Annotated in this window: 6 protein-coding genes; 2 read left to right on the top strand and 4 right to left on the bottom strand. The window is 76.4% G+C overall.

Annotated elements, in window-relative coordinates; all coding sequences use genetic code 11:
* Positions 1 to 250 precede the first annotated feature (250 nt).
* Complete coding sequence (locus tag ACFVUH_RS15320) at positions 251 to 451, bottom strand: hypothetical protein (protein WP_355370781.1); 201 nt, start codon at positions 449 to 451, stop codon at positions 251 to 253.
* Positions 452 to 884: 433 nt separating this feature from the next.
* Between ACFVUH_RS15320 and ACFVUH_RS15315 the strand changes: the two genes are divergently transcribed.
* Positions 885 to 3,101: a protein kinase gene (locus ACFVUH_RS15315; RefSeq protein ID WP_387913611.1), complete on the top strand. Its 2,217-nt coding sequence runs from the start codon at positions 885 to 887 to the stop codon at positions 3,099 to 3,101.
* 366 nt (positions 3,102 to 3,467) lie between these two features.
* Here the strand turns inward: ACFVUH_RS15315 and ACFVUH_RS15310 are convergent, their stop codons facing one another.
* The gene (locus ACFVUH_RS15310; protein ID WP_355370786.1) at positions 3,468 to 4,277 is read right to left on the bottom strand and encodes an RNA methyltransferase; all 810 of its coding nucleotides are present in this window, start codon (positions 4,275 to 4,277) and stop codon (positions 3,468 to 3,470) included.
* Positions 4,278 to 4,375: 98 nt separating this feature from the next.
* On the opposite strand from ACFVUH_RS15310, the gene ACFVUH_RS15305 reads away from it, so the two are divergent.
* Positions 4,376 to 7,147: a SpoIIE family protein phosphatase gene (locus tag ACFVUH_RS15305; RefSeq protein WP_387913610.1), complete on the top strand. Its 2,772-nt coding sequence runs from the start codon at positions 4,376 to 4,378 to the stop codon at positions 7,145 to 7,147.
* Between the two features lie 222 nt (positions 7,148 to 7,369).
* Here ACFVUH_RS15305 and cobA read toward each other — a convergent pair whose 3' ends face one another.
* Both cobA and cobT read right to left on the bottom strand, forming a co-directional pair.
* Positions 7,370 to 8,623, bottom strand: a complete 1,254-nt coding sequence (cobA, locus tag ACFVUH_RS15300) for a uroporphyrinogen-III C-methyltransferase (RefSeq protein ID WP_387913609.1) — start codon at positions 8,621 to 8,623, stop codon at positions 7,370 to 7,372.
* A gap of 97 nt (positions 8,624 to 8,720) precedes the next feature.
* Complete coding sequence (gene cobT / locus ACFVUH_RS15295; RefSeq protein WP_387913608.1) at positions 8,721 to 12,410, bottom strand: nicotinate-nucleotide--dimethylbenzimidazole phosphoribosyltransferase; 3,690 nt, start codon at positions 12,408 to 12,410, stop codon at positions 8,721 to 8,723.
* Between the last annotated feature and the right edge of the window lie 398 nt (positions 12,411 to 12,808).

The following is a 12,808-nucleotide window of genomic DNA, read 5'->3' as shown; positions in this document are numbered from 1 at the left end:
GTGTTCCCGGAGGCCTTGGCCGGGAGCCTTGCCCGGGAGCGTTGCCCGGAAGGAACGGAAGACGCAGAAGAGCCGCGTACGGTCGCCCTCACCGACGTCCGTACGCGGCCTCTCCGCCTGCCGGGGCGCTCTGCGCGCCGCTCCTCGCCCGTCCGCGTGTCATCGCGGGCGCGGCCTCCCCGGCGGCACTGGCTCCCCGTCCCCAGGGGATCAGTGCCCGTTTCGGTGGGCACCGAGGTGCCCGGCCCGGTCAGCGGCCGATCAGTTCGGCCACCGCCTGGGCCTGGTTCGCCATCTGCTCCCAGCCGCCGAACAGGACGGCCAGCAGCACCGCGCAGGGCAGTGCCATCGCCACCGCCACCGCCGGGTGCCGGGTCGGCTCCGCGGCGCCGGGCTGGGTGAAGGCCGGCCGACGTCGGCGGGAGGTGGATCCCGTGGGCTGCGGTGCCATGCCCCTGACTCCTCTTTCGTGAGCTCGGCCGGTGGATGGACGGTGGTGCACGTGGACGCGGTGGACGGCTTACCTCGGGGGACGAGCTCCCCGTCCACCGCTGAGAACAACGGTATGGCGGGAGGGGGTTGGCGGGCGTCATGCCGTCGTACTGTTCTCCGGGCCTCCCGGAGGATGACGATCAGACCTGGGTAGTACTACCGCAGGGGGAGACGTCCGAGACCCGGTCCCAGGGGGAACCCTGAGAGGCGACCCCGAGAAACGATTCGCCGGCACACCGCCCGAATGTCAGTGCAAGATCCGACAATCGGACGGTGGCTTGAGGTGTTGCGTATCAGCACACCGCAGCGGGCAGTCCGTAAGCTGTGCCAGACAGGAACTGACGACGCCCCATCCGACGGGGCCTCACCCACAGTCTGACGGGGAAACGAGAATGGCGATGATGCGGCTGAGGCGTGAGGACCCCCGCATCGTCGGGCCGTACCGCCTGCACCGGCGGCTGGGAGCCGGCGGCATGGGCGTGGTCTACCTCGGATCGGACCGCAGGGGGCAGCGCGTCGCGCTCAAGCTGATCCGCGCCGAGCTGGCCGAGGACGTCGAGTTCCGCACCCGCTTCGCTCGCGAGATCGCCGCCGCCTCCAGGATCCGCGGCGGCTGCACCGCCCGCGTCATGGGCTCCGACATCGAGGCCGACCGGCCCTGGCTGGCCACCGCGTACGTCCCCGGGCCGTCGCTGTACAAGCGGGTCGGGGACGAGGGGCCGCTGGGTTGGTCCGAGGTCGCCCGGATCGGGGCCTCGCTCGCCGACGGGCTGGTCAAGGTGCACGAGGCCGGCGTCGTCCACCGCGACCTCAAGCCGTCCAACATCCTGCTGTCGCCGCGCGGGCCGCGCATCATCGACTTCGGCATCGCCTGGTCGCGCGGGGCCAGCACGCTCACCCATGTCGGCACCGCCGTCGGCTCGCCCGGCTTCCTCGCCCCCGAGCAGGTGCGGGGGGCCGCCGTCACGCCCGCGACCGACGTCTTCGCCTTCGGCGCGACCCTCGCGTACGCGCTCACCGGGGACAGCCCGTTCGGCTCCGGGGCCTCCTCGGAAGTCATGCTCTACCGCGTCGTCCACGAGGAGCCCGACCTGTCGGCGGTGCCGGCGCAGCTCGCGCCGCTGATCCGGGCCTGCCTGGCCAAGGAGCCCGCCGAGCGGCCCGGCGCGGCGGCGCTGCACGAGCGGCTGAGCGAACTGGCGGCGCGTGGTGCGGCGGCCGGCCCGGGCGCGATGCCGGGCGGCGCGGCGGGCCACGGCTCCGGCGGTCCCTTCGGCCGGGGTCGCGGGGCCGCCGCACGCGGCCAGGCCGCCGCCGGGGGCGGCGGGGTCGGGGCCGGTGGGGTCGGTCCGGCCGGTGGCGTGCCGGGCGTGGGCCGGGCGGGCGCCGTCCGGGGTGCCGGGCCCGGGACGGAGCGAGTCGGGGCGGGGCACCCGGGACGTCCTGCACACCCGGGGCACCCGGGGCACCCGGGGCACCCCGTGCGGCCGGCCGGGCCGGTGCCGGCCGCACCGGCCGCCGCCTCACCGCGCGGGGTCCCGGCGCCCGGGCGGGCGCCCGAGCAGGCCGCCGCCGCCTCCGCCCGGGCACGGGCGGCGGGCGCGCCGGCCGGCGCGCCGCGACGGTCCCCCGCCCCGAGCGACGGGCAGGCGGCCACCGCGCCGCTCCCCCGTCCCGACGCGGCCCAGGCCACCCGGCCGATGCGCGAGCGCCAGCAGACCCCGCCGCCCGCACGGCCGGGACGGCAGCGGCCGGGCGGGCCGCGCGGCCGGGCGGGCGACCGCCAGCACACGCCCGCCCCCGGGGGGCGCCCCGGGACGGCGCGGCAGCGGCTGATGCGGCAGCGGCTGGTGGTGTTCGTGACCGTGACGGTCGGGGTGGCGCTGGCCATCGCGGCGGCGCAGGGGTGCGAGAACCGGGACAAGCAGGGGCTGCGGCCACCGGCGAGCTCCACCGCCGCGGCGGGCCCGACGGCCGGCGCGGGGCCCGCGACCGCCCCGGCTCCGGAGACGTCGACCGGGGCGGGTCTCTCGGCGGACGGGATCGCGCCGTCGACCACTCCGCTGGCGGCCGCGGCCCACGGGGCCCCGGCGGGCGGCGGTGCGGAGGGCGCGCTGACGCCCGCCCAGGGCGCGGGTCCGGTGGTCGACTGGCTGAACCGCTCCTACGCCGATCCGGCGGGCGGCCCGGCCATCGCCCTGCGCGACGGCCACTCGGCGGGCGCGGGGCCGCAGGTCGTGCTCAGCGCGGTCCTCCCGGCGCGGTACAAGGGCGCCCCGGCGGCGCTGGTCGTCCTGCGGCGCTCGGAGGGGTCGGTGCCGGTCGACCTGGTGCAGCTGTTCGCCTTCAACGGGGACGCCCCGGTCGCACTGACCTCGCGCTCGTCGGCGGCGGACCCGCAGGCGACGGCGGCCTGGCGGCTGGAGGCCGGGGCCCTGGTGCGGGAGGAGCGGGTCGCCCAGACCGGGGCCGCCACGTCCACCCGCTACACGCTGCGCGCGGACGGCACCCTGGAGGAGTCCTGGCCCGGCTCCCCCACCATGACGCCCCCGATCACCACCCCACCCCCCGCCGCGGCCCCCGCACCCCCCACCGCCCCGGCCGGCTGACCCGGGGAGGGAACCGGAAGTCGGCCGGACCGACTTTTGGTGCCGCACCAGACCCGGTCGGCGGCGGGCGCGGGCAAGCCGCGACCACAACACGCGAGCCCGCCGAAGCAGGAAGTCGGCGGGCCCGACTTTCCGCGTAGCAGCACGCGCCTCGCCGGAGGCGGCGACGATGGGCGGGCACTCCCGAGCAGGAAGTCGGCCGGACCGACTTTGCGTGCAGCAGGCGCCTCACCGAAGGCGCCCACGATGGGACTCACGCCGGGGCCGGGCCGACCTGCCGTGCCGCAGCGCGGCGCTTCGCCGAAGGCGGTGGGGCACACCGGAGCAGGAAGTCGGCGGGCCCGACTTCCTGTGGGGGGGTGGAGGTCAGGCGGTGGCGGTGACGGCGTAGAAGGCGACGGCTGCGGCGGCGCCCACGTTGAGGGAGTCGACGCCGTGGGCCATGGGGATGCGCACGGCGTGGTCGGCGGCGGCCAGGGCGTGGCGGGTGAGGCCGTCGCCCTCGGCGCCGAGCATCAGGGCTGCCTTGGGGAGGCGGTGCGGGGCGAGGTCGGCCAGGTCGACGGCGGTCTCGGCCGGGGTGAGCGCGAGCAGGCTGAAGCCGGCGGCGCGCACCGTGTCCAGGGCGGCCGGCCAGGGGTCCAGCCGGGCGTACGGGACGGCGAAGACGGCGCCCATCGAGACCTTCACCGCACGCCGGTACAGCGGGTCCGCGCAGTCGGGCGAGAGCAGCACGGCGTCCATGCCGAGGGCGGCGGCGCTGCGGAAGATCGCGCCCAGGTTGGTGTGGTCGACCAGGCCCTCCAGCACGGCCACCCGGCGGGCGCCGGCCAGCAGCTCGGCGGCGTCCGGCAGCGGCTGCCGCTCCATCGAGGCGAGGGCGCCGCGGTGGACGTGGTAGCCGGTGACGGCCTCGGCCAGGGCGGGTTCGACGACGTGCACGGGCGCGTCGGCCTCGGCGATGACGTCCGCCATCACGTCCAGCCACTTGGGGGTCAGCAGCATCGACCGCATCCGGTAGCCGGCCGCCAGGGCGCGGCGGACGACCTTCTCGCCCTCGGCGATGAACAGGCCCTCGGCGGGTTCGCGGCGGCGGCGGAGTTCGACGTCGGTCAGGCCGGTGTAGTCGGCGAGGCGCGGGTCGGCGGGGTCGGTGATGGTGCGGGGTTCGGACACCCTGTGATCTTGCCAAGTCGGGCCGGGGAAGGCCAACCGGCCCAATGGGCGGCGTGGTCGTCCTTGGCCCGCCGCCGCGTGGAGTGCAAATATGACGTATGGCCCGTTTTCCGGGTCGATCTTGGGCGCCGTCGGACCCCGATGCGGCCGGTTCCACCTCCGCCTCCCGGTCCACCGGCACCGGCGCAGGCTCGCCCGGTGGGCGCCCACACGGTCGGCACCAGCGATCACGAACGGCCCGGCCGGCACCGGCCCGGGTCCGGTCGGTGGCCGGGCAGGTCTTCGCGCTGCAGGTCGTGGTGGTACTGATGCTGGTGGTGGCGGCGGTGGTCGCACTGCTGGTGCAGTCCCGCAACGACGCCCGGCAGGAGGCCACCAACCGCTCGGTGGCGGTCGCGCAGACCTATGCCAACTCGCCGGGCATCGTCGCGGCGCTGCGCTCCCCCGACCCGACCGCGCTGCTGCAGCCCTCCGCGCAGTCGGCGCGGATCAACGCGGGCGTGGACTTCATCGTCGTGATCAACACCGACGGCATCCGCCTCACCCACCCCGATCCGGCCCGGATCGGCCACAAGATCATCGGCAACTACCAGCCCGCGCTGAACGGACAGGTGGTGACCGAGCAGGTCACCGGCACGTTCGGGTCGCTGGTGCAGGCCATCGTGCCGGTGCACGCCCCGGACGGGCAGGTGATCGGGGCGGTGTCGGCAGGCATCACGGTCGCCAATGTGAGCAGTGCCAGCGAGCGGCAGCTGCCGGTGGTGCTCGGTACGGCCGCCGCCGGGCTCGCACTGGCGACCGGCGGGACGGCGCTGATCAGCCGGCGGCTGAAGCGGCAGACCCGCGGGCTGGGGCCGGCCGAGATGACCCGCATGTACGAGCACCACGCGGCGGTGCTGCACTCCGTGCGCGAGGGCGTACTGATCATCGGCGACGACGGGCGGCTGCTGCTCTGCAACGACGAGGCACGCCGGCTGCTGGACCTGCCGCCGGACGCGGAGGGCCGTCCGCTGACCGAGCTGGGCCTGGAACCGGCGCCGCTGGAACTGCTGGCGGACGGGCGGGCCGTCAGTGACGAGGTGGTGCTGGCCGGTGAGCGGCTGCTGGCGGTGAACGTGCGGCCGACGGACCGCGACGGCGGGCCGCCGGGGTCGGTGGCCACGCTGCGGGACTCCACGGAACTGCTGGCGCTGTCCGGGCGGGCCGAGGTGGCGCAGCGGCGGCTGCGGCTGCTGTACGACGCCGGGGTCACGGTGGGCAGCACGCTGGACGTGACGCGGACGGCGGAGGAGCTGGCGCAGGTGACGGTCGGCCGGTTCGCCGACATCGTCACGGTGGACCTGGCCGACCAGGTGCTGGAGGGCGACGAGCCGCCGTCCGGTCCCACGCTGCTGCGGATGCGGCGGACGGCGCTGTCGGCGGTGCGGGAGGACGTGCCGTTCCACCCGGTCGGCACGGTGCTGGAGGTGGGGCCGTCGACGCCGCTGGCGGGGGCGTTGAACAGCGGGCTGCCGGGGCTGGAGCCGCGGTTGGCGGAGTCCGCGGGGTGGCGGGAGCAGGATCCCGAGGCGGCGGCGCGGGTGCTGGCGGACGGGGTGCACTCGCTGGTGCGGGTGCCGCTGAAGGCGCGCGGGGTGCTGCTGGGGATCGTCCGGTTCTGGCGCTCGGAGCGGCCGGAGCCGTTCGAGGAGGAGGACCTGGCGCTGGCGGAGGAACTGGTCGCGCACGCGGCCGTGTGCATCGACAACGCGCGCCGGTACACCCGGGAGCACGCGATGGCGGTGACGCTGCAGCACAGCCTGCTGCCGCGCAGCCTGCCGGAGCAGAACGCGCTGGAGGTGGCACACCGGTACCTGCCGGCGCAGGCGGGGGTGGGCGGGGACTGGTTCGACCTGATCCCGCTGCCGGGGGCCCGGGTGGCGCTGGTGGTGGGGGACGTGGTGGGGCACGGGCTGCACGCGGCGGCGACGATGGGGCGGCTGCGGACGGCGATCCACAACTTCTCGACGCTGGACCTGCCGCCGGACGAGTTGCTGGGGCACCTCGACGAGCTGGTGAACCGGATCGACCTGGAGGAGTCGGCGACCGGGGTGTCGGCGGCGGTGACCGGGGCGACCTGCCTGTACCTGATCTACGACCCGGTGGCGCGGCGGTGCACGGTGGCGAGTGCGGGGCATCCGCCGCCGGCGCTGGTGCGCCCGGACGGGTCGGTGGTGTTCCCCCAGCTGCCGACGGGGCCTCCGCTGGGGCTGGCGGTGCTGCCGTTCGAAACGGTGGAGCTGGAGGTGGCGGAGGACAGCCGGCTGGTGCTCTACACGGACGGGCTGGTGGAGGACCGCGAGCGGGACATCGACGAGGGGTTGGAGCTGTTGCGGGCGGCGCTGGAGGGGCCGCCGCGGACACCGGAGCAGACCTGTGCGGACGTGCTGGGGGCGATGCTGCCGGAGCGGCCGCAGGACGACATCGCGCTGCTGGTGGCGCGGACCCGGGGGCTGTCGGCGGACCGGGTGGCGCAGTGGGAGGTGCCGTCGGATCCGGCGGCGGTCGCCGGGGTGCGGGCGGCGGTCGCGGAGCGGCTGGAGCAGTGGGGGCTGGCGGACGCGGCGTTCGTCACCGAGTTGATCCTGAGCGAGCTGGTGACCAACGCGATCCGGTACGGCACGGGGCCGATCAAGGTGCGGCTGCTGCTCGACCGGTCGCTGATCTGCGAGGTGTCGGACGGCAGCAGTACCTCGCCGCACCTGCGGTACGCGGCCACCACGGACGAGGGCGGGCGCGGGCTGTTCCTGGTCGCCCAGTTCGCGGACCGGTGGGGGACGCGGTACACGGCCACCGGGAAGGTGATCTGGACGGAGCAGCCGCTGGAGTAGCCGGGCGTGGTCGCTCGGCTGCTTGGCTGCTTGGTTACTCGGCCGTGCACTTTGCAAAGTCCACACTTTGCAAAGTGCACGTAACGCGAGCATCGAGGGTGCTGAGCTGGGATTACGTGTCAGCACTTTGCAAACAGCAGCTGTTTGCAAAGTGCTGACGGACCGGCGGACGCAGGCGGGCGGGCGGACGCGGGCGGGCGGGCCGGCGGAAGAGCCGGGGGGTCAGGCGCCGGCGGCCGTGGCGGGGGCGAGGACGTTGACGACGTCGCCGATGACGATGACCGCCGGGGGCTTGATGCCCTCCGCCTCGACGGTGGCGGCGACCGTGGCCAGGGTGGCGTCGACGCGGCGCTGGGCGGCGGTGGTGCCCTCTTGGACGACGGCGACCGGGGTGTCGGCGGCGCGCCCCTCCGCGATCAGCCGGGCCGCGATGGCGCCGATCTTGTCGACGGCCATCAGCAGCACCACGGTGCCCGTCATCCGGGCGAGCGCGCCCCAGTCGGTCAGCGACCGCTCGTCGTCCGGCCCGACGTGCCCCGAGACCACCGTGAACTCGTGCGTCATCCCCCGGTGGGTGACCGGCACCCCGACCGCCGCCGGCACGCTGATCGAGCTGGAGATGCCCGGCACCACCGTGACCGGCAGCCCGGCCTCGGCGCAGGCCAGCAGCTCCTCACCGCCGCGCCCGAACACGTACGGGTCGCCGCCCTTCAGCCGCACCACGAACTTGCCGGCCTTGGCGTGCTCGACCAGCGTCCGGTTGATCGCCTCCTGCGCCATGAAGCGCCCGTACGGAATCTTCGACGCGTCGATCACCTCGACGTGCTCCGGCAGCTCCGCCAGCAGCTCGCGCGGCGCCAGCCGGTCGGCCACCACCACGTCGGCGTCCGCGAGCAGCCGCCGGCCGCGCACCGTGATGAGGTCCGGGTCGCCCGGGCCGCCGCCGACCAGCGCGACCCCCGCGCCGTGCGCGCGGTACTGGCGGGCAGCGAGCGAGCCGTCCCGCAGTCCCTCGACGATCGAGTCGCGCAGCGCGGCCGAGTGCCGCGGATCGCCGGTGAGGACGGCGACGGTCGCCCCGGCGTCCCGCCCGCTGGCCGGCGTCCACGCGGTGGCGGCGGAGGCGTCGTCGCTGCGGGCGCAGAACACCCGCTCGCGCTCCGCCTCCGCGCTGACGGCGGCGTTCACCGCCGGGTCGTCGGTGGCCACCAGCGCGTACCAGGTGTCGGCGAGGTCGCCCTCCTGGTAGGACCGCCGGTGCCAGGTCAGCTCGCCGGCGTCGGCCATCGCCTGGACCGCCGGGGTGGTGGCCGGCGAAATCAGCTGCACGTCCGCGCCGGTGGCGAGCAGGGCGGGCAGCCGCCGCTGGGCGACGTGCCCGCCGCCGACCACCACGACGCGGCGGCCGGCCAGCAGCAGGCCGACGGGGTACGGGGTGCGGCCCTCGGTGCTGGGGTGAGGGGTGGGCGCGGTCATCGGTGGTGCTCCTGGATCGGTGAGGGTGCGGGGGTGCGGCGCCGCTCCGCGCACCGGCGCGCCCTCGGGCCGGTGTGCGGAGCGGTTCGGACGAGCGTCAGGCCTTCTCGGTGACCCCGGCGGAGTCGAAGGTGGCGACATCGTGCATCGCACGGGCCGCACTCTGCACCAGCGGGAGGGCCAGCAGGGCGCCGGTGCCCTCGCCGAGCCGCAGGTCGAGGTCGATCAGCGGGCGCAGGCCGAGCTTGGCGAGCGCGGCCTGGTGGCCGGGCTCGGCCGAGCGGTGGCCGGCGATGCAGGCGGCCAGCACCTCGGGGGCGATCGCCTTGGCGACGAGCGCGGCGGAGCCGGCGATCACGCCGTCCAGGATGACCGGGGTACGCAGGCTGGCCGCACCGAGCAGGAAGCCGGCGAGGGCCGCGTGCTCCAGGCCGCCGACGGCGGCGAGGACGCCGATCGGGTCGGCCGGGTCGGGCTGGTGCAGGGCCAGGGCGGCCCGGACGACCTCGACCTTGCGGGCGTGCGTCTCGTCGTCGATGCCGGTGCCCCGGCCGGTGACCTCGGCCGGGTCCTGGCCGGTGAACACCGAGATCAGGGCCGCGGAGGCGGTGGTGTTGGCGATGCCCATGTCACCGGTGATCAGGGCCTTGTTACCGGCCGCGACGAGGTCGCGGGCGGTCTCGATGCCGACCTCCAGGGCCTTGAGTGCCTCCTCGCGGGTCATCGCCGGACCCTGCGTCATGTCGTCGGTGCCGGGCTTGACCTTGCGCGGCAGCAGACCGGTGGTGCGGCCCTGCTGGATCGCGTCCGGCAGCTCGGCCGCCACGCCGACGTCGACCACGCAGACCTCGGTGCCGATCTGCTTGGCGAAGGCGTTGACCACCGCTCCCCCGGCGAGGAAGTTGCCGACCATCTGGGCGGTGACCTCCTGCGGCCAGGGGCTGACGCCCTGGGCGTGCACGCCGTGGTCGGCGGCGAAGACCGCGACGCAGGCGGGCTCCGGGATCGGCGGCGGGCACTTGCGGGACAGGCCGCTCAGCTGGGCGGAGATGATCTCCAGCATGCCGAGCGAGCCGGCCGGCTTGGTCATCCGCTTCTGACGGTCCCAGGCCTCGCCGAGCGCCTTGGCGTCCAGCGGGCGGATGCCGCGCAGGGTCTCGGAGAGCGCGTCGTGCGGCTCCTCGCCCGGCAGGGCGCGGTTGCCGTACTGCTCCTCGTGGACGACCCAGGACAGCGGGCGCTTCTTCGCCCAGCCCTGCTGCTGGAGCTCGGGCTCGTCCGGGAAGGCGTCGACGAAACCGACGCACAGGTAGGCGACGACCTCCAGGTGCTCGGGCAGGCCGAGCTCGCGGACCAGCTCCTCATCGTCGAAGAAGCTCACCCAGCCGACGCCGAGGCCCTCGGCGCGGGCGGCCAGCCAGAGGTTCTCGACCGCGAGGGCGGACGAGTACGGGGCCATCTGCGGCTGGGTGTGGCGGCCCAGGGTGTGACGGCCGCCGCGGGTGCGGTCGGCGGTGACCACGATGTTGACGGGCGTCTCGAGGATCGCCTCGATCTTGATTTCCTTGAACTGCTTCGCGCGGCCCTTGGGGAGCGTGTCCGCGTACGCCTCGCGCTGACGCTCGGCCAGTTCGTGCATCCTGCGGCGGGTCTTGGCGGAGCGGATGACCACGAAGTCCCAGGGCTGCGAGTAGCCGACGCTGGGGGCGGTGTGGGCGGCCTCCAGGACGCGGATCAGCACCTCGTGCGGGATCGGGTCGGGACGGAAGCCGTTGCGGACGTCGCGGCGCTCGCGGATGACCTGGTGGACGGCCTCGCGGCCGGCGTCGTCGTAGCCGGGGGCGGCCGGGCCGCGCGGTTCGGCGGGCTCGACGGCGGCTTCGGCGTCCTCGGGCTCGGACTCGGACTCGGTCTCGGTTCCGGCTCCGGTCTCGGTTCCGGCTCCGGTCTCGGCCTCGGTTGCCTCGGCGGCTACGGCAGCGGGCTCGGCGGGCTGCGTGGCGGCCTCGGCCGCTTCGGCGGTGGCGGTCGGCGCGGTGGCTTCGGCGTCGGCTCCGGCTTCGGCTTCGGCGGGCGCGTCGGTCGCCGGCGCGGCCTCGGCGGCGACCGGGGCCTCGGCGGGCTGCTCCGCGGGGGTCGGCTCGACGACGGGCTGCTCCTGCGCGAGGGCCTCGGCGACCGGGACGGCGACGGGCCGGCCCGAGGGCATCTCGCCGGTTCCGGCGGCGGTCTCGGCAACCGCCTCCGCGACGGGCTCGGCGACGGTCTCGGCCGGGGCCTCGACGACGGGCTGCACGACGGCGGGCTGCTCGGTGACGGCCTGTTCGGCGGCCGGGGCCACCGACTCGGCCGACTCGGCGACGGGCTCCGCCGGCTCGGCCACGGGCTGCTCGGCCTGGGCGGGCACAGCAGGCACCGCGTGCTCGGCCGGCTCGGCCTGGACCTCGACGACGGGCTCGGCCGGAGCCTCGGCGGCGGCCGCTATGGGGGCGGACTGCTCCGCCTCCGTCACGGCGACGGGCGCGGCGGCCGGGGCGGGCTGCGCGACGGCCTCGACCTGCGGCAGACCGTGCGGGGTCGGCGCGGCGAGGAAGGCGGAGATCCGGCGGGGCGGGCCGGCCGGGGCGGCGGAGGCCTCCCCCGGCACCGGCTCGGCGGCGACCTCGACGGGCTGCGCGGGCTGCTCCACGGCCGCCTCGGCCGGGGCCTCGACGGTGGCCACGGCCACGGGCTCCGCCTGGGCGACCGCTGCGACCGGTGCGACGGGGACGGCGTGGGCGGCGGCCGGCTCGGCGGTCTCCGGCACCCCGGCGGGGGCGACCGGCTGCGCGACGGCCTCGACGGGCACCACGGCCTCGGTCGGCGCGGCGGGCGCGGCGACGGCCGCGACGCTCTCGACCGGCTCGGCGGACACGGCGGGCGCGGCGACGGCCTCCGCCACGGGAACCGGAGCCTCGACGGGCGCGGCGGCCGGCTGGGCGGCGGTCTCGACCGGCTGGGCGACCGGCACCGGCTGAGCCACGGGCGCAGCGGCCACCGGGACCGCCTGCGGCTCCGGCTGGACGGCGGCCGGCACGACCGGGATGCCGTGGGCGGGCGTGGCGCCGGTCGACGGGCCGCGGTCGGCGAGCGAGCGGACCGGGACCTGGCCGGTCATCAGGGAGGGGTCCGGGATCGGCGGGCCGGCGTGCAGCGGGCGGCGCGGCGCCTGAGCGGCCGTCATCGCGTCGGGGCCGTGGCCCTGGACGGGGACGGTCTGGGCGCCGGGCGCGGGCTGGGTGTGCGGCGGGACCTGCGGGGCCTGGGCGTGCGCGGTGCCGTGGGCGGCGCCGAGCACGGGCGGGTCCAGCGGGGGCCAGGACGGCTCGACGGGGGTGCCGGGCGGGGTCTGCTGGTCGGCGGCCGGCTCGCCCCAGGAGCCCTGCGGGCCGGGCATCAGCAGGACGTCGTCCTCGTCGTCGAGGCCGTCGGGCTGGTCGACGAAGTGGAAGGCGGGGCGCTGGGCGCCCGGGTCGACGGTCCAGCCGTCGCCGACGCCGACGCCGCCGCCGGGAATGCCCGGGGCGCCAGGGGCGCCAGGGGCGCCGGGGATGCCGGGCGCGCCGAGCGGGGTGCCCTGGGCGGGGACGCCGTGCGGCGGGTGGGCGCCGGGCAGGCCGGTGCCGTCCGTCGCGACGCCCTGTCCGGGTGCGACGGCCGCGGCGCCCTCGGGGCCGCCGAGCGGGTCGGGCCCGGCGAGCAGGTGCTCCGGCAGTCCCTCGTTCGGGACGTGGCCGCCATCGGTCATGTCAAAGCTCCTTCCAGGCCGCTGCCGCGCCCTCGGCGACGCGATCAACGACCGCAGCGCCCATCCGCACGGGTCGGGCCTGCACCGGCCCGCCCCTCAACCACACACGGCCGCCGCGCCGAGGCGCTGCGGCCGAAGTCCTTCCGGCGCGCTGCGGCACCCCGGCCCGCGCACCACCCGCGGGGGATGGCGCGTCATCTGAAACAACGACAAGCCGGGGCAACCGGCACGACCGCACCGGACCCTACGGCATTCTCCAGGTCCGGCGGGCGGCCCGTCGAATTGCCCACACTTCGAGCCGTACCGGTCCGTACCGCGTCGGATCGGCGACGAACAGGCCGGATCGCGCGGGCCGGCGGAGGCCGCAGCCGTCCCGGACGCCACACTACCGGCCCGGC

Source organism: Kitasatospora sp. NPDC058032, assembly GCF_042885845.1.
Classification (GTDB): domain Bacteria; phylum Actinomycetota; class Actinomycetes; order Streptomycetales; family Streptomycetaceae; genus Kitasatospora.
Note: the sequence above shows the minus strand (reverse complement) of the source record. Positions and strands in the feature narration are given on the sequence as shown.